At 67.0% G+C, this 18,129-nt stretch carries 14 protein-coding genes; 8 read left to right on the top strand and 6 right to left on the bottom strand.

Annotated elements, in window-relative coordinates:
* Nucleotides 1–169: 169 nt before the first annotated feature.
* From ACIG5A_RS42310 to ACIG5A_RS42300, 3 genes are all read left to right on the top strand, one after another.
* Complete coding sequence (locus ACIG5A_RS42310) at nucleotides 170–3,979, top strand: AAA domain-containing protein (protein WP_397251035.1); 3,810 nt, start codon at nucleotides 170–172, stop codon at nucleotides 3,977–3,979.
* Entirely contained in the window at nucleotides 3,976–5,532 is a 1,557-nt protein-coding gene (locus tag ACIG5A_RS42305; protein WP_397251033.1) for a hypothetical protein, read from the top strand. The genes ACIG5A_RS42310 and ACIG5A_RS42305 overlap by 4 nt, the downstream gene beginning before the upstream one ends.
* 131 nt (nucleotides 5,533–5,663) lie before the next feature.
* On the top strand, nucleotides 5,664–6,674 hold the full coding sequence (locus tag ACIG5A_RS42300; RefSeq protein WP_397251031.1) for an MHYT domain-containing protein: 1,011 nt from the start codon (nucleotides 5,664–5,666) through the stop codon (nucleotides 6,672–6,674).
* A 249-nt stretch (nucleotides 6,675–6,923) separates the two neighbouring features.
* On the opposite strand, the gene ACIG5A_RS42295 is transcribed toward ACIG5A_RS42300, so the two are convergent.
* The 3 genes from ACIG5A_RS42295 to eat form a co-directional block, all read right to left on the bottom strand.
* A complete protein-coding gene (locus ACIG5A_RS42295) occupies nucleotides 6,924–7,859 on the bottom strand; it encodes an ethanolamine ammonia-lyase subunit EutC (RefSeq protein WP_397251540.1) in 936 nt (311 codons plus the stop codon).
* A gap of 733 nt (nucleotides 7,860–8,592) precedes the next feature.
* On the bottom strand, nucleotides 8,593–10,005 hold the full coding sequence (locus ACIG5A_RS42290) for an ethanolamine ammonia-lyase subunit EutB (RefSeq protein WP_397251029.1): 1,413 nt from the start codon (nucleotides 10,003–10,005) through the stop codon (nucleotides 8,593–8,595).
* Between the two features lie 85 nt (nucleotides 10,006–10,090).
* Nucleotides 10,091–11,515, bottom strand: a complete 1,425-nt coding sequence (gene eat / locus ACIG5A_RS42285) for an ethanolamine permease (RefSeq protein WP_397251027.1) — start codon at nucleotides 11,513–11,515, stop codon at nucleotides 10,091–10,093.
* Nucleotides 11,516–11,682: 167 nt separating this feature from the next.
* Between eat and ACIG5A_RS42280 the strand changes: the two genes are divergently transcribed.
* Nucleotides 11,683–12,540, top strand: a complete 858-nt coding sequence (locus ACIG5A_RS42280) for a rhomboid-like protein (protein ID WP_397251025.1) — start codon at nucleotides 11,683–11,685, stop codon at nucleotides 12,538–12,540.
* On the opposite strand, the gene ACIG5A_RS42275 is transcribed toward ACIG5A_RS42280, so the two are convergent.
* Nucleotides 12,541–13,719 carry a cation:proton antiporter gene (locus tag ACIG5A_RS42275; protein WP_397251023.1) on the bottom strand — a complete coding sequence of 393 codons (1,179 nt, stop codon included), beginning with the start codon at nucleotides 13,717–13,719 and terminating at the stop codon, nucleotides 12,541–12,543.
* Entirely contained in the window at nucleotides 13,719–14,201 is a 483-nt protein-coding gene (locus tag ACIG5A_RS42270; RefSeq protein WP_397251021.1) for a cation:proton antiporter regulatory subunit, read from the bottom strand. Before ACIG5A_RS42270 ends, ACIG5A_RS42275 begins: the two co-directional genes overlap by 1 nt.
* A gap of 110 nt (nucleotides 14,202–14,311) precedes the next feature.
* Between ACIG5A_RS42270 and ACIG5A_RS42265 the strand changes: the two genes are divergently transcribed.
* Both ACIG5A_RS42265 and ACIG5A_RS42260 read left to right on the top strand, forming a co-directional pair.
* Entirely contained in the window at nucleotides 14,312–15,511 is a 1,200-nt protein-coding gene (locus ACIG5A_RS42265; protein ID WP_397251018.1) for a sensor histidine kinase, read from the top strand.
* Nucleotides 15,508–16,146 carry a response regulator gene (locus ACIG5A_RS42260; RefSeq protein ID WP_397251016.1) on the top strand — a complete coding sequence of 213 codons (639 nt, stop codon included), beginning with the start codon at nucleotides 15,508–15,510 and terminating at the stop codon, nucleotides 16,144–16,146. Before ACIG5A_RS42265 ends, ACIG5A_RS42260 begins: the two co-directional genes overlap by 4 nt.
* A 44-nt stretch (nucleotides 16,147–16,190) precedes the next feature.
* Here ACIG5A_RS42260 and ACIG5A_RS42255 read toward each other — a convergent pair whose 3' ends face one another.
* Complete coding sequence (locus ACIG5A_RS42255; RefSeq protein WP_397251014.1) at nucleotides 16,191–16,550, bottom strand: DUF952 domain-containing protein; 360 nt, start codon at nucleotides 16,548–16,550, stop codon at nucleotides 16,191–16,193.
* Nucleotides 16,551–16,646: 96 nt separating this feature from the next.
* Between ACIG5A_RS42255 and ACIG5A_RS42250 the strand changes: the two genes are divergently transcribed.
* Entirely contained in the window at nucleotides 16,647–17,441 is a 795-nt protein-coding gene (locus tag ACIG5A_RS42250) for a phosphatase PAP2 family protein (protein WP_397251012.1), read from the top strand.
* Nucleotides 17,442–17,753: 312 nt separating this feature from the next.
* The gene (locus ACIG5A_RS42245) at nucleotides 17,754–17,948 is read left to right on the top strand and encodes a hypothetical protein (RefSeq protein ID WP_029903635.1); all 195 of its coding nucleotides are present in this window, start codon (nucleotides 17,754–17,756) and stop codon (nucleotides 17,946–17,948) included.
* Nucleotides 17,949–18,129 lie beyond the last annotated feature (181 nt).

The raw sequence follows: 18,129 nt of genomic DNA, 5'->3' as shown, positions 1-18,129 counted from the left end.
TCCCGAGTTTGCCGGACACCGGCATTTGCTGTTGATCGAATTCGAAATCTCAACCGCCCAGTATTCTCTACCCGCAAGTAGACAAACTCATTCGCCCACATCGCGAGGCCGAGTTCCGCTACCCTCGTACATCCGCACATCGATGTACCCCAGTGGCGTGAGGGTTGGCGTGAATCTCAGCAAGGGCACCCGGGTTCTGCAAAGCCGATACGAACTCGTCGAAAGAATATTCCGCGGCAGACACAGCGAGCGAAACAGCTTCGGCGACTCGGAAAATTGGCTGGCACTCGGCGAATACCATCAGGAATACCTGCTGAAGATCTGGCCGCACAGCAAAGACAATCCCGATGTCTCCGATATGAATCGAGCATTGTGGGACGCCGAGCTGCGCACCCTGTATCGGGCATGCAGCTCGCCGGGCGCCGAGCGATCCCTGCTGGTTCTCCGGGAGGCCGGGGTCGACCAGGAAAAAGGAACCCTGGTGATGGCGCTCGAGGCGCCTGGATATTCCTGCCTCGCCACCGAGCTCGCCGACAATCGCAGTGCGCACCCCTGGCTGACCAACGAGAACGTCGAGTCGCGGCGCGACCTGTGGATCGGACTGAGCGGACTCGCCGACGGCCTCAACCTGCTGCACGAACAGCAGGTACTGCATACCGGCGTCTCGGCGGAGAGCGTGTTCCTCGATCCCGCGCAGGGCGCCGACTCGCTGCGACTCGGCGGGTTCGAGTGGAGTATGCGCGTCGGCTCCGGCTCCGCGCGCCCGATGTCGGCGCACTGGGGCACGCCGCCCGAGTCCATGGGCGGACCACATCCGGTCTTCGGCCCGGACGGCGACTGGTTCGGATTCGGCATCATCGCGGCGCGTTGCCTGTTGTCGATCGAGCATCTCGACAACAACTCACCGACACTGCGAGCGCGCTATAAACAGATACTGGGCAAAATCGATAAATCAAGAGATCTGCTCACGGATCTGGAGCGGGACTTTTTGCTGCGCCTGGTGGCGAAATCCCCATTGGATCGAATAACGCGATATGAAGACATCGCGGTACGAATCGAAGATATCGTCAGCCGGCTCGGCCGATCGTCGACACCCAAGGAATGGGACGACAGCTACCTGCTGATGATCGACCCGAAAAACGCGCAGGTGACCGACTCCGCGATGGCGGCGGGGTTGCGCAGGAAACTCGATCTTGGCCCTACCGAAATGTTCAACCCGCGCGACGCCAGGCATGCCGCCGCCCTGTGCCAGTTCATACAGCAAGATCTGAACGGTCAGGGCGCGCGCCTGTACCCGGTCCGCAACCAGCCGTTCTTCATGCTCCTCGGCGACAGCCTGCAGCTTCGTATCGGCCAGTATCGAGATCGAGACCTGGGCGCGAACGAGACGGTGGCCACCTGGAAACATGCCCGCGTGCTCGGCGTCGGCGAACTGCGTGGGACGACCGACGACGCCGTATCGGTGTTCCCACCGGGCAGCGTCACGGTGCTGAACATCCTGCAGAACCTGAAACGCACCGAACCCACCTTGCTGCAGAACGCATCCAGTTGGGAGCGCCGCCTGCCCAAGGTGGACAAGACGGCCAAGCAGCGGGCCGCGCTCGAGCGGTTCTGCGCGTTCGTCCGGGTCACCAACCAGATCGAGCTCCTGCTCCGCGACGCCGAACTCTTCGCCTACCGCATCACCAGCCGCAACATCACCGAAAGCGGCGAGGAAGAGATCAGCATCGTGGAGCTGGAGCGGGAACGAGAGGTGCTCCCCTTCTTCCGAGTGGACGGAGGGCTGGTCGAATTCCTCCAGCGCGAGCGCGAGAACTCCTCGAAGACCGACGCCGGATCGGTCATCCTGACCAGCCTCGGCCAGGATTCGTTGAGCTCGCCCCCGAAGGAGGTCGCCACCACCTGGGACATCACCCAGGTCGACGTGGCCCAGAAGTGGGCCAAGCTGACGCGGCAGCACGTGGCGGCATCGACGACGCGGGTGGACGACCACGGAATCCTGCGCAGCAACGGTATGGAGGGGCAGATCAAGCTGATCAAACGACGCAAGGAGGCCATCGATCGCCTGCCCAGCCACACGTACCTGTTGCGCAGCCTCGCCAACCCGGGCGAGGTCTTCATGGACACCGGCGATGTGGAGCCGCCCGTCGCCCTGGATCCGAAGAAGCTCGACGAATCCAAACGGTCCGTCATCCGGGATATCCTCCGCGCACGCCCCATCTACGCGCTCCAGGGGCCGCCGGGGACAGGCAAAACCACCATGGTGGCCTGGCTGCTACGGCAGATCCTCGGCGAGGATCCGGTCGCGCAGATCCTCATCACCGCTCAGGCGCACGGCGCCGTCGATGTGCTGTGGGCGAAGGTGAAGAAGGAGGCGTTCGGCGATGTGCCCGAGGAGCGCAAACCGCTGGCGGTGCGGTTGGGACGCAGGTCGGCGGAAGGACCCGCCGAACAGGAGGGCTCGGTGGACGAGGTCGTCGGCGAGACACTGCGCCGGGCGGCCGGTCGCCTGCAGGACATGGCGGAACGCAGTGTCGTCCAGAACGATTGGCTGACCGCCTGCACCGAGATGCTGAGCGAATTGGCCGCACCCGAGCCCGGGGCGTTACTCCCCGACTTCCGTCAACTCGTCAAGCGCGGCGCCAACCTCACCTTCTGCACAACCAGCGCCGGTGAGCTGGAAGGACTCTCGTCGGAGTTGAGCTTCGACTGGTCCATCGTCGAGGAATCCGGGAAGGTCCATGGATTCGACCTGGCGCTCCCCCTGCAGGCGGGTCACCGATGGCTCCTGATCGGCGACCAGAAGCAGCTGCCGCCGTACCGGCGCAAGGAGTACGTCGTCGCCGTCGACAACCTGGATCGGGTCGTCGATGCGCTGGATTGCCTCCCCGACAGCGCAGCACGCCTGCTGGACCGCGAGTTCGTGCGGATGTGGCGGGAATGGGACAAGACCGAGCGCGACGAGTTCATCGAGTACTCCCGGGAATGGCTCAAGGTCTTCGAGACGATCTTCAACAACTGCGCCTACGCGCACGGCGGCCGCGGCGAGAACGAGGCGGTGCTGACCGGCACCACCAAGCAGGACGCCGCCATGGCGGGCATGCTCGCCGTACAGCATCGGATGCACTCGGACATCGGCACATTGATCTCGGAGGCGTATTACGACGGCAAGCTGGGAAACTCCGAGAAGACGCAGCCGAGGCCAGGGCGTCGCGGTGAGCTGGAGCACCCGTTCGTGGCACCCGCGGGAATCGCGGGAAAGGCCATCGTGTGGATCGATACCCCGTGGTGTGCCGCGGGCGAGCTCGCGGGTGAGTGGGGCGCACCCACCGGAGGCAAGCAGGTACCTCGATATATCAACCCGGCCGAAGCACACGCGCTGTTCCGCTTCATCGAGAGGTTGGAAGTCGAGACGTCCGCCGCCGAGCGCGCCGACCTCAAGCTGACCGTACTCTCGCCCTACAGTCAGCAGGTCGGCTACTTGATGCGCAATCTGCCGTCCTGCCGGCTGCCGTCCGGTGTGCGGTTCGCCGAGCGCACCAGGCAGGGCGGCGGGCAACCCCGTTTCGGGGCTTTCACTGTCGACTCGTTCCAAGGCGACCAGTCGGACATCATCGCCGTCAGCCTTGTCCGGAACAACCAGGCGCCAGGACATCAGCGCAGCGAGGGGATGGGGTTCCTCCAAGAAGCGCCCCGCCTGAATGTCCTGCTGTCCCGAGCCGAACGACTGCTCGTCCTTGTCGGCTCATGGGAGTTCTTCCAGAAGCAAACAGAGCTGATCGAGCTGAACACGAAGGAAACCGGGTTGATCGAGGTGGATCAGCAGCAGAAAGAACTCTGGCATTGGAAGAAGGTGCTGACCACCCTCGACACGTGGGAGGGTGAGGGGCGCATGCTGCGACTGCCTGCCGACCTGTCCGAATATCGGGAACCGACGGTCAGGGAAGTCCTCGGCAACCGGCATAGGGGCGCGCGGTGATTCTGCTCGTTCCGGTCAGCCGTTTCCATGTCACGTACGAGGTCGGGATCGGGCGACCGTATTCGCGGCTCGAGGAACTCGTCTGCCGCTTGATCGCCGAAGCCGACCAGCCGGTCACGCTGGCCCAGCTGCGTGACACGTTCCAGGTGCACGATCGCCTCCTTATCGAGAGCGCCGTCACCTTGGTCCGCGCCGGTTGGGCGGCAATGGATCTCGGCGTCGGGCTGGTTGTCACCGAGCAGGGGAAGCAGACCCTCCGCGAGGGCGGCAGACCGCACAGCACCGTCGTCCGTGAGGCGCATACGAGCCTGTACATGGAGCGCGTGTGCGGACTGCTGGAACGCGAGTCGCAAGCCAGACTCAACGTGCGCACGCTCCGGGACCTCAGGTCCGCGATGAGTCCGATCGAGCTGAAACGTTCACAGGTCACCGTGCGTAACCCGCGCAACAGCCTGTCCATCGGACAGGCTCAAGGGCTGTTGCCGCATCGGCAGGGCGAATGGATCCGCTGGGTGGCCGAGCCGCGGATGCGGACCAAGGCCAACGAATTCGTGCCGGTCGCGGTCGACCTTCCCTCACGCAATGTGACAGGCCTGCCCAGATCCTGGGAGCCGCTGCTGTCCGGCCCACTGCTGCGGGAGGCCGAGCTGCGGCTCGAGGAGGTGCGTGAATTCTCGAACGAGGAGCTCGCACAGCTGGTTCCTGGTCGGCCCAGCGCCAAACCGAGCGCGCGGAACACCCATATCGCACTGCCACCGGACAGCACATCCCCGCTCCACAGCGTGGACGACTTCCTGGCGGCCGCACACCGAGCCATCGAGCACGCCGCGACCTCCGTGCTCATCATGACCCCGGAGATCGATTCGCCGGGCGTGCAGGCCTGGGAGCCGGTGCTGCGAGCCGCACTGGAGCGAGACGTCCACATCGATATCCTCTGGGGCGCCGGCGGCGAAGACGGACTCGCTCAGCTGACGCGCATCGCGGCACAGACCGCGCACGGTTCCGTGCGATCGCTGCGGTACAACGACCGGCCCGCCGAAACGATCAGCCGTATCGTCATCGCGGACCACGGAATCGGCAGCTGCACGGCGGTTCTGGGCGGCCGCGCCATGCTGAGCCGCCGGGATCCGGCGGACTGCCTGCTCCCCGGTCTGCTCGTCTCGGCACCGGGAGTCATCGCGCAACTCGCCCGCGCGGCCGCCGGATGGTGGGCGGAAACCCCGAAGCAGGAATTCTCCGCCGCCATCGATCGATGGCGCAGCCTGGCATCGCGCTGGGAGGAAGACATGAGATCACCTCGCGAGCAGCGTCCCAGGGCTCGGCAAGCCGACGACCTGGGTGACCTCAACGGCTACACGTCGGCGCGCGTGGTTCTCGATGTCGACTGCGCGATGCTCGACTTCGAATCCGCTGCGCAGGCAGGGGAACCGGATGTGATCTTCCGCGCCTATCGGTCGGGCGGTACCGACAGTGACGAAGGACTCGGCGACATCAGCACAGTGGCCCTGCGGGGGGCCGTAGCATTGTGCCTGCGCGATCGTCCGCCTGTGTAGCACCTCGCCTCCGGTGTGCTGGGTGCGCCCGATCGGGCACACCCGCCGCGCGGAACCCCCGCGCTGCCTTACGATCTGAACTGCAAACGTTTCAACGCCGAACGTTCCGTTTTCGGCAGTGGGGGCTTCACGTGCTCGACATCTATCACTTCAGTTATGGCTGGCTGACGCCTGTGCTGGCGTACACCATGTCCGTGACCGGCTCATTGCTCGGCCTGCAGTGCGCGGCCCGTGGGCGCACCGCGGAGGGCCGCGTCGGCTGGCTCATCGGTGCGGCGGTCGCCATCGGCGGAACCGGTATCTGGGTCATGCATTTCATCGCGATGCTCGGGTTCTCGATCCGCGGCTCGGACATCCGCTACGACGTGCCGCTGACCCTGCTCAGCGCGGTTACCGCGATCGTGGTGGTCGGCATCGGGCTGTTCCTGGTGAACAAGCCGGAGCCGACCGTGCTCCGGCTGCTCGCGGGCGGTGTGATCACCGGCTCCGGTGTCGGCGCGATGCACTACCTCGGCATGTACGCGATGAAGACGAGCGCGATGATCACCTACGACGCGAAGATCGTCGCGCTGTCCATGGCGATCGCGATCGTCGCGGCCACCGTCGCGCTGTGGTTCACGTTGCGGGTCAAGGGTTTCCTGTCCATCCTGGCGGCCGCGCTGATCATGGGCGTCGCGGTGTGCGGTATGCACTACACCGGCATGGCCTCGATGCACGCGCACCAGATGGAGCATGCGACCCAGCCGGGGGGTGCGGGCGCCATGGAACTGCTCGCGCCGCTGATCGTGGCGATCAGCGTCATCACCATGCTGCTGCTCATCAGCGTCGGCCTGACCGAGATCGAAAACACCATGGACCTACCACCGCTGAAGCTCAGCGCCAAGCGCTCGGACGCGCACTCGACCTCGACACCCGAACCGGCCCCCGCAGCCCAGATCCCGCTGGAACAGCCTGTGCGGACCGACATTCCGGTCAACGCGATCGAAGCGTCACCCCGCCGCCGAACCAGGCCCGCACCCCCACCGCGCCCAGCCATGCCCGCCCGCCGACTCCCCACACCCCGCCCAACAGACGAAGAACAGGCCCCCACCACAACCACCGCAGGCTGGCCGATCAGCTACGCACAGCGCCCATCCCGCTGAACGCACGCCCCACCGGCCGATCAGCTACGCACAGCCCATCCCGCTGACAACCCCAGCCGACCGTCACCTCCGCAGCATCCAACGCGATGGCCGCACTCGACTGGCCGATTACCCAGGCACAGCACCCATCTCGATCAAGTCAGTCCGGCCAAACGACAAGTACCACACACCCTTTGTGTCAGCTGAACACCCTCTGTAACGGGTGTGCAGCTGTCATAAGGGATGTGCACACCCTTTACAGACGGGCGATCAGCTACGCGGAGCGCCGATCGAGACGACCTCGCCTCCGGCCACCGCGTCGGTGCGCGATGTGTCCTTCAGGTCGACCCCGGAGCGGCCGAGCACCCGCGCGCCGGACACCAGGCCCGCCACCACTTTTGCCGCCTGCGCGTACCCGAGCCCCTCGGGCGGGTGGATGTTGGAGATGCAGTTGCGGTCGGCATCGGTACGCCCCGGCCGCGGCAGATGCGTCAGATAGATCCCGAGGCTGTCGGCCACCGAAAGCCCCGGTCGCTCCCCGATCAACACCAACACCGTCGCCACGCCCATCGCCTCGGCAATGTGATCACCGAGCGCGACCCTGGCTTGCGTCGCGATCACCGGCGCCGCAATGGAATACAGCGGCCCCAGTTCCTCGATCAGCGCAGCGACCATCGCAGGCCCGTGCGCGCTCAGCGCGAGCGGCGAAAGCCCGTCCGCCAGCACGATTCCGATCTCGGCCCCACCGTGCGGCACCGCCACCAAACCGGATCCATCTCCGATCCCCGCCCCACTACGCGTCACAGCCCCCAAACCGGATCCATCTCCGATCCCCGCCCCACTACGCGTCACAGCCCCCAAACCGGATCCATCTCCGATCTCGGCCCCACTGTGCGGCACCGCCGCCAATCCGGATGAAGCCGGTAACCGCCCAAGGTCAGGTCGGCGTAGATACTCCGCCCGATCCCGGGCCCGGCTCATGACATGCACCGGCTCCCCCAAACCCAATGCCACCACCCGCTCACGCAAGGATTCGACATCCAACGGCAGATGCACCGCATCCCGCGCCGCCGCGTGCGCCGCCCGGAACTCCAGCACCTGCGTCGTCGGCAACGCATCCCCGGTCCGCCCCAACCCGATCCTGGCCTGCGTGCTACCCCGCAACTCCTCCCAAAACCCCCGCACCGCACCATCTCCCGCCGCCACCGCCGGATGCACCACAACATCTCCCACCGTCACACCACTCCTCTCACCACACCAACAAACCCCACCCCGTACGTGCCCAACCCGAGTCCGATTTCGCCGAGCGCAGTCAAATGGCGGTGCGACACACCGAACCCCGCCACCATCTGACTGCGCTCGACAGACTTCACCCGACACCAGCCGCAGCGCGCGGCGGCGACGCGAGCCCGCGCGACCGGCCGTACCTGACCCGCCGCACCGAACCTCCCGGCACCCTCTGGTTCGCCGAGCGCAGTCGAATGGCCCTGCGACACACCGATACCCGGGGCCATTCGACTGCGCTCGACCGGGCTCGTACGGCGCCAGCCAACGCGCGCGACGGCGACGCCAACGGCTCGACCGGGACCATCCGGCCCGCCCCGCCGAGCGCACGGTGGCTGATCTGATCCATCGAGCACGCCCAGACCCTCTCCCACCTCGATTTCGCCGAGCGCAGTCGAATGACCCTGCGACACACCGGAACCCGGGGCCATTCGACTGCGCTCGACCGGGCTCGTACGGCGCCAGCCAACGCGCGCGACGGCGACGCCTACAGCTCGACCGGGACCATCCGGCCCGCCCCGCCGAGCGCACGGTGGCTGATCTGATCCATCGAGTACGCGCAGACCATGTCGCACCGCCCCGGTTTCGGCGAGCGCAGTCGAATGGCCCTGCGACACAACGATTTCGGGGGCCATATGACTGCGCTCGACACCGGTCATACCGCACCTGCCAGGGCACGCAGCGGGGAGGTGAGGGGCTCGACCGGCAGGATGCGGCCTGTCGGGTCGAGCATTCCGAGGTCGGTGAGCCAGGCCTCGAATTCCGGGGCCGGGCGCAAACCCAGGACCTGGCGGGCATACAGGGCGTCGTGGAAGCTGAGGCTTTGGTAGCCCAGCATCACATCGTCAGCACCCGGTACCGCGATGACGAACGCGCAACCCGCTGCGCCGAGCAGGGTGAGCAGGGTGTCCATGTCGTCTTGGTCGGCTTCGGCGTGGTTGGTGTAGCAGACATCCACACCCATCGGTAAGCCGAGGAGTTTGCCGCAGAAATGATCCTCGAGACCGGCGCGGATGATCTGTTTACCGTCGTAGAGGTACTCCGGGCCGATGAACCCGACCACCGTATTCACCAACAACGGATCCAGATCGCGGGCTACCGCATAGGCGCGGGTCTCCAGGGTTTGCTGGTCGACTGGTTTCCCGCCAACACCCAGATGCGCTCCGGCCGACAAGGCTGAGCCTTGGCCGGTTTCCAGGTACATGACATTGTCACCGACCGTGCCGCGCCCCAAAGCCCGCCCAGCAATGTTGGCTTCACGCAACAGTGAAATGTTCACTCCGAAACCGGCATTCGCGCCTTCGGTGCCCGCGATCGACTGGAACACCAAATCCACCGGCGCGCCCGCCTCGATCAACCCCAACGTGGTGGTGACATGGGAAAGCACACACGACTGGGCCGGGATATCGAAACGAGTACGGACCTCGTCGAGCAGATACAGCAGGTCAGCAGTTGCCCGGGGTGAATCGGTCGCGGGGTTGATACCGATCACCGCGTCACCGCACCCCAGCAGCAACCCATCCAACACCGCCGCCGCGATACCCCGCGGATCATCGGTGGGATGGTTGGGCTGCAACCGAGTCGCCAACGTACCGCGCACACCCACCGTGGTCCGGAACCCCGCCCTCACCTCCACCGCGCGAGCTACCGCGATCAGATCCTGATTACGCATGATCTTCGACACCGCCGCGACCATCTCCGGGGTCAACCCCGCAGAAACCGCACGCAATGTGATCGCGGCGCCCGGTGCGGCCGAAACGGCCAACAGCCAGTCCCGCAGCCCGCCGACCGTCAGATGCGAAATCGGTTGGAACGCAACCCGATCATGGCTGTCGATGATGAGCCGGGTGACCTCGTCGGTTTCATAGGGCACCACCAGCTCGTTCAGGAACGTCACCAACGGCACCTCGGCCAGCGCCCACTGCGCGGCAGCGCGTTCGGCATCGGAGTCGGCGGCGCATCCGGCCAGTTGATCACCGCTGCGCAGCGGTGTCGCCTTCGCCATCAACTCGACCAGCCCGTCGAAAACGTATGTGGCACCGCCCAATCGCTGAACGTAGCGTGTCATTCGCGTTCCTCCTCCGCCCGAACCGGAAGTTCCACGAGTCCGTCGAACGGACGGCTCGTCTCGCCGATCCGCTGGTGGTGCACCGTCATTCGAGCTCCTCCTCGGCGCGGGCCAGCATCGCGAACTCCTCGTCCGGTGAGCTCGCGACGAGCCGGTGGCGGCTGTAGAGGCCGAAGTAGGCCATGAAGGCGCAGAACACGGCGAGCGTCAGCCCTGCCGCCAGCGGATCGACCAGGAAGGTGGCGATTACTGCGGCACAGGCGATCACGAGCGCGAACGCGGTGGTGACGATGCCGCCGGGCGTACGGTACGGGCGCGGCATCTCGGGTTCGCGCACCCGGAGCACGATGTGGCTGATCATCATCAGCACATAACTCAGCGCCGCGCCGAACACGGCCATGTTCAGCAGCATCGCGCCCTGCCCGGTCAGCGACAGCGCGAATCCGATGACACCGGGCACGATCAACGCCAGCACCGGCGCCTTACGCGAATTGGTCACAGACAGACTCGTCGGCAGATACCCGGCACGCGACAAAGCGAAAGTCTGCCGCGAATACGCGTAAACGATGGAGAAGAAGCTCGCCACCAACCCGGCCAAACCGATGTAGTTCACCAGCTTCGCGGCTCCACCGGAGCCCAGCGCCTCGACCAGCGGATTACCCGAAGTCGAAATCGCCTGCGCACCAAGCGCTCCCGTAGCGAGCACCAGCACGGCGGCACCGGTGACGAGCAGCACAAGCATGCTGGAGATGATGCCCTTCGGCACGTTTTTCTCCGGCTCCCGCGCCTCCTCCGCCGCCAGCGGCACACCCTCCACCGCAAGAAAGAACCAGATCGCGAACGGCACCGCCGCCCAGATACCGAAGTACCCGAACGGCAGGAACGACGAACTACCAACGGCCGCGGGATCAGCCGGAATATCGGTCAGATTCCCGACATCGAACAACCCCCACGCCGACACCGCGAAAATCACCAACCCGACCAACGCGATCGCCGTGATCACGAACATCGCCTTCAACGCCTCACCCGCACCGGTCAAATGCACACCGATGAACAACGCGTACACCGCCAGATACACCCACCACCCATCGGTGATCCCGAACAGATTCAACGACTCCACATACGCACCGATGAACGTCGCGATCGCCGCGGGCGCGATCGCGTACTCCAGCAGCACCGCGGTACCGGTGGCGAACCCGCCCCACGGCCCGAGCGCCCGCCGCGCGAAGGTGTACCCACCGCCCGCCGCGGGCAGCGCCGCCGACAGCTCGGCCATCCCGAGCACCATCGCCAGATACATTCCGGCAATCAGTACGAAGGCGATGAGCAGCCCACCGAATCCGCCCTCGGCCACGCCGAAGTTCCAGCCCGAATAATCACCGGAGATCACGTAGCTGATCCCGAGCCCGGCCAGCAGCACCCACCCCGCAGAGCCCGAACGCAGTGTCCGTTTGGCCAGATAGTCGTCCGCAGGCACCGCCCCGACCTGGGACATCTCACCAATTGCCATACTTGTCGCGCACTCCCTCGATCCGGACTGACTGGTCGGATCAATTCTTGGCAGCGATTGTTGCCCCGGCGTGAATCGACGTTACGGGCGGCGTGCCACCTCGGGTGACCCGGCCCACAAACAGGGCGACGCGGCGCGCCCCGCACCGAGCTGGCAGACTTGCCTTCGTGGTTGCCTCCGCTTCGACCCGGCTCGGGACCCCGTGGACCCGGACCGTCGACCTCGGCACCGAACTACACGCGGCCTGGCTGTGGGCGCGCGAGCCCGCGCTGTGGCGCCGCATCGTCCCCGCGATCCGCACGCACCTCTCGGCCGCGCCCGCCAGCACCGCCTACGCGTTCACGCTGTTCGTCACCTGGTGGACGCTGCGCGGTGTCGGCGACTCGGTGGAGCGCAGGCTGATCTTCTCCGCCTCGACCAACCTCTACAACATGCGGCACAACCCGATTCAGGTGCTGGTGGCCTCGGCGTTCTGGACCGACGGCGGCTTCCCGTGGACCACCATCGCCAGCTTCCTCATCGTGATGGCCGCCGCCGAGCGCTGGCTCGGCACCAGCCGCTGGATCCTGTTGTTCGCCACCGGGCATATCGGGGCGACGCTGCTCACCGTCACCGGCATCTCGCACGCCATCGACCATCACATGATCCCGTTCAAGGTGGCCGTCGCCGCGGATGTCGGTACCAGCTACGGCTTTTCGGCGGTGCTCGCCGCGATGGCGTTCCGGTTCCGCGGCGTGGTGCGGCTGTCCTGGGCGGTGACGCTGACGGTCGTGCTGGTGATCGCGGCCGTGCGCGGGCCGACATTCACCGATTACGGCCACCTTTGTGCGGTCGCGATCGGCTTCCTGGTCGGCACGATCGCGGTGACGTTCTGGCGCTGGGTCGACCGCGCCGACGCGCAGCGACACCGCAAAAGCGGACACCTCAACAGCGGACATCCTGACAACGGACATCCAGAAAACGGCCGTCCCGAAGCGAGCGGCGACCAACCGCGAGAAGTCCGAATCCAGCCGCAGCAGAGCTGATTACACCGTCGCGGCCGGACGCGTCCTGCGCTGCACCAGCGCGACCGTCGGCTCGACCACCCGCGCCGCGATCGGCCCGAGCACCGCCATCAGCAGCACATACGCCGACGCCAGCGCGGCGAGCTGCCCATCGACCTTGCCGAGGCCGACCGCCAAACCCGCGATGACGATAGAGAATTCGCCACGGGCGACCAGCGCCGCGCCCGCGCGCGCCCGGCCCATCCTGCGGATGCCCTGCCGCTGCGCCGCCCACCAGCCGGTGCCCACCTTGGTCAGCACGGTGACCACCGCGAGCAGGATCGCCCAGCCGAGTACCGGCGGAATCGCCCTGGGATCGGTACTGAATCCGAAGGCGACGAAGAACAGCGCCGCGAACAGATCACGCAGCGGCTCCAGCAGTTTCGCGGCCTCGTGCGCGGTGGATCCGGAGATGGCGATGCCGAGCAGGAACGCGCCGACCGCGGTGGACACGTTCAGCGCCGAGGCCACCCCCGCCACCAGCAGGGCGGCGCCGAGCAGCGTCAGCAGGAACACCTCACGGTCGACGCTGTCGACGATCGCGGACACATACCGCCCGTAGCGCAGCGCGACGAGCAGCACGGCGGTCACCGCGACCAGCGCGATCGCCACCGCCTTCAGCCCGCTGTAGAAGCTCGCCCCGGCAAGGATGGCGGTGAGAATCGGCAGGTACACCGCCATCGTCAGATCCTCGAACACCAGGATCGACAGGATCACCGGCGTTTCCCGGTTACCGAGCCGCCCGAGATCGTTGAGCACCTTGGCGACGATGCCGGAGGAGGAGATGTAGGTGACCCCCGCCATGGTGATCGCCCCGTTGAGCCCCCAGCCGAGCATCAAGGCCACCACCGCGCCCGGGGTCGCGTTCGCCACGATATCGACCACACCGGCGGCCCACGATCTGCGCAGTCCGGTGACCAGTTCAGCGGCGGTGTACTCCAGTCCGAGCAGCAGCAACAGCAGGACGACGCCGATTTCGCTGGCCAGATGGGCGAATTCGTTGGCGGCGCCGAGTTCGATGACCCCGCCGCGCCCGAAGGCGAGCCCGCCGATCAGGTACAGCGGAATCGGTGACATGCCGAAGCGGCCCGCTATGCGCCCCATCATTCCCAGGGCGAAAAGCACCGCTCCCAACTCGATGAGGGCGAGCGCGTCCTGCATCAGCCGTGCGTCAGGATCTTCGAGGCCGCGTCTAGGCCGTCGGGCGTGCCGACGACGACGAGCATGTCATCGGCGGTGAAGGTGAAGTCGGGCCCCGGCGAGGGGTGCAGCTGCCCGGCGCGCATCACCGCGACGATGGATGCCTTTGTCCTGGTGCGCATTCCGGTTTCGCCCAGAGTGCGCCCCTCGTACGGTGATTCGTTGCCGATGTGCAGCTGCCTGGTGGTGATGCCCGGCATGTCCCGGTGATCCTCGCGCAGCTGCGCGACCAGCTGGGGCGCGCCGAGCAGGTTGGCGAGCACCGCGGCCTCGTCGGCGGTCAGCGGGATCTGCGCCAGGCAGGCGTCCGGATCGTCCAGTTTGGAGACGATCAGATCGATGGCGCCGTCGCGGTGGTCGACCACCCCGATCCGGCGACCGGACCGTGCCTCGAAGTCCTTGCGTACCCCGATCCCGGGCAGGGCGGTCACATCGACGTTCACATTCCCAGCCTAGCGGTTGGTCGATCGACCCTTGCGACGACACAATCGCCCGCTCTCGACTCATCACTTCGGCGGACCCGCGGCCCGTGTCCGTGTGCTGAGATGGTTCGGTGAAGTACTGGTCAGGGCTGTCCGCGACCGCGCAGGACGCGCTGGTCGTCGGTTCGACGTTCCTCTTGGGTGTCGGGCTCTATCTGGCCGGTTTCTATCAGATGGCAGGTTCGAGCACCGCGACGCCGTTGCTCACGCGGTTCGGCGTGCTCGCTCTGATGTGCGGTGCGGGGATGCTCCGCCGCCGGGCGCCGATCACGGCATTGTGCGCCGGGATCGTGCCCGTGTTCGTCGATCTGTGGATCGGTGCGAGCGTGCCGATCTGGATCCTGTACTCGGACCTGATCTACGCGGCCGTGCTCTACGCGCGCCGGGATCGATCCCGATACGTGGTGTGGCTGTGCGGGGTATTGAGCGCCGCGGTGACGATCACGCTGCTGGTGGTGACCGGCGACTGGCGGGTGATGGCGCTGGCGGTGGTCGCGGCCTTCGCCTTCGTCGGCACCCCCATCTGGTGGGCGCTGTCGGTGCGCCAGCACAAGGAGATCGCCGACGCCGAACGCGCACGCGCACAAGCGATGAGCCTGGTCGCCGAGCTCGATCGCCGCGCGGCGATCGCCGACGAGCGCAAGACCATGGCCCGCGACCTGCACGACGTGATCGCCGGACATCTCTCGGCCATCGCCATCCAGTCCGAGGCCGCGCTCGGCGTGCTCGCCCGCACCGAGGCCGATCCCGCGATCGCCGGGATACTGGGTTCCATCCGCTCGAACAGCGTGAGCGCGCTGCAGGAGATGCGCACCATGATCGGCCTGCTGCGCCGCGACGATGGCGCCGAGGACGACGCGGCGGCGCCGCGCGGACTGGCCCAGCTGCCCATCCTGGTCGACGCGGCGCGGGCGGCCGGGATCACCGTGCGGGTGCGCGCCGAGCTCGACGGCGCCGAATTGCCCAGTGCGGTAGACCAAGCCGCGTACCGGATCGCGCAGGAGGCGCTGACCAACGCCATGAAACACGCACCAGGCCAGGAGGTCGACATCCACGTCAGCACACAGGCAGCCACGGTGGCGCTCTCGGTGCGCAATCCCACCGCGGGAACGCGGGCGCATCCCGCCGACTCGGAATCCCGCCATCGCGGGCTGATGAATATGCGCGAGCGCGCCGCCGCGCTCGGCGGAACCTTCACCGCCGGAGCACAATCCGGCACGTGGGCGGTGGAGGCCAGGCTCCCGCTGACCGCGGCGGAGGTCGGCTCGTGATCCGGGTGGTGATCGCCGACGATCACGGCGCCATCCGTGCGGGCCTGCGGATGATCCTGGACGCCGAGGACGATCTCGAGGTGGTCGGCGAGGCCGCCGACGGCGATATCGCGATCGCCCAGGCCAAGGCGCTGCGGCCCGACGTGGTGCTGATGGACGTGCGGATGCCCGGCGTCGACGGCATCACCGCCACCGGGCGGATCACCGCGGACGGACTGGCCCGCGTGCTCATCCTGACCACCTTCGATCTGGACGAATACGTCTTCCGCACGCTGCGCGCCGGTGCATCGGGTTTCGTGCTGAAGTCGGCGTCCGGTCAGTCGCTGGTCGAGGCGGTGCGCGCGGTGGCGGCGGGCGACGGCGTGCTCGCGCCCGAGGTGACCCGTGCCGTGATCGACGCGTTCGCCACCGCGCCCGCCGAGACCGCGGAGCCGGCGCCGGACGGGCTGGCCGATCTCACCGAGCGCGAACGCGAGGTGCTCGACTGCCTCGGCGAGGGTTTGTCCAACGCGCAGATCGCCGCGCGGCTGTTCATCGGCGAGACGACGGTGAAGACGCACGTCTCGCGGGTGCTCACCAAACTCGGTGTGCGGTCACGGGTTCAAGCGGCCATCGTGGCGCGGGAGAGCCGCTGATCCCGAAGACCTGCGCATGGCCGGAGCGAATGCGGAGGTACGTCTCAGCGGTCCAGCGGCGCGAAGGTACCGTCCGGTTCCGGCAGGTATTCGACGACGGCGGTGACCGCGCCCGCGGGCAGCGGCCCGTAGAGGTGCGGGAACAGCATCGATTCGGGATCGGTCGGCACACCGGGCTCCCACTTCACCGGCGAGCCGAGCCGGGCGGGGTCCAGGCGGAGCAGCACCAGATCGCGGCGGCCGGCGAAGAGCCGGTTGGCGGGCAGGTGCGCCTGCTTCGGCGCGGACAGGTGGATGAACCCGACCTCGTCCAGCGACGGCGGACGGTACTCCCCCGCCTGCTTCGCGGACAGCCACTCCGCCAGCGTGCAGATGTGCACCAGGGTGTTGTGTTCGTTTCCCATTGCCTGCCAACGTAGCCGACTCCGCCGAGCGGCGCCCGGAGCAACCGGCGCCGCGCACTCAGCGAATTCTCAGCGACGGTGTGTGATCTTGGAACGATGACCGTGGACGCTCCCGAGACCGAGGACCGACGGCTCGCACCACGGTGGCCGCTCGGGGTGGTCGCCGCCGTACTCGCGCTCGTCGCGCTGGTACCGACCGTCGGCGTGCTGACCGGTGGCGGGCTCACCGCGATCGACGGGCCGGTGCACCGGTGGGCGATCGAGCACCGCAGCGACGCGCTGACACCGATCGCGAAGGTGATCACCACGCTCGGCAACACACCGGTGATGACCGCGGTGGTGGTGCTGGCCTGTCTCGCGGCGGCACGGCGGCGGCAGTGGCGGACGCTCGTGCTGGTGGCGGCGACCGGTATCGGCGCCCAGGTGCTCATCGTCGTCGGCAAACTCCTGGTCGGCCGGGCCAGGCCGCCGCGGGGCGATCGTCTCGTCGCGGTGTCGGACCTGTCGTTCCCGTCCGGGCACAGTCTCGGCGCCGCGGCGGTCGTCGGCGTGGTGGCCTGTTTGCTGGCGGCACGGACGCGCGCACGCGTGGCGCGCGGGGCAGTATTGGCCTGCGCGACGATATTCGTTGTGGCGGTGGGACTCTCGCGGATCTACCTGGGCGTGCACTGGCCGACCGACGTGCTCGGCGGTTGGGCGATCGGCGCACTGTGGCTCACTCTTTGTCTTATTGCGTATCGCTATAACAGCTCCGCGCGTAACAGTGTGGCGACGATCACACCACGTAATCGACTCACGCCGTGGCGGTTCCGTGCATCCGCGGCCGCGTCCGCGCCCGTCACGGACCACCCGGACGGCATCGGGAACGTCACGGAAAAGCCACCGAGCTGAGAAGATGCTGAAGCCGTGTGTGAGTGTCGTGGGTCACGGGTAATCTCCCGATACGACAACTCAATAGGGCCGTTCGGCAAGGTGAGGCACTGGTGTCCGTTACGTGACCTCCGATGTTCGCCTGTAGCGAAATCCCTGGTCGTGTTAGCGAAAACACAAAGAATCACCTGCGGGAACAAAGCCTCGGTCCCGAACGTCTGACAGAGTAGTCATACCACTGCTGGGAAGTAGCGGTAGCGAGCCCATGGTGAGTGACCATGGGCCCCACACCAGGCGAACGGTCTGTGCACCGGGAGCCAGGACGGAGGAGTCATGCCAGGAACCCTGACAAGCACCCCACTGACCGCGGTCGATCGTTGCGACCGTTGCGGAGCGGCCGCCCGAGTGCGCGCCGTACTTCCCGCAGGTGGTGAGTTGCTCTTCTGCCAGCACCACGCGAACGAACACATGGATCGCTTGCGTGAGCTCGAAGCCGTGATCGACACGGAGTCGGCTCCCGCACTCTGACCACTCCTCGCGTCCTGAGATAACCACATCCGACAACAGAACACCGTTCCACCGGAAGCGGGGGGGCCGCCGGGGGGGCGCGGGCGGGGGGGGCGGGGGCCCCCGGCGCCCGCCCCGGGGGGGTGGCGGCGGGCCGGCAGGGCCCCCCCCGCACCGACTGGGCCCGCGGCGGGCCCCCCGC

The organism is Nocardia sp. NPDC052566 (assembly GCF_044547285.1).
In the GTDB taxonomy this organism is placed as follows: domain Bacteria; phylum Actinomycetota; class Actinomycetes; order Mycobacteriales; family Mycobacteriaceae; genus Nocardia.
This window is presented reverse-complemented; position numbering and strand designations above follow the sequence as displayed.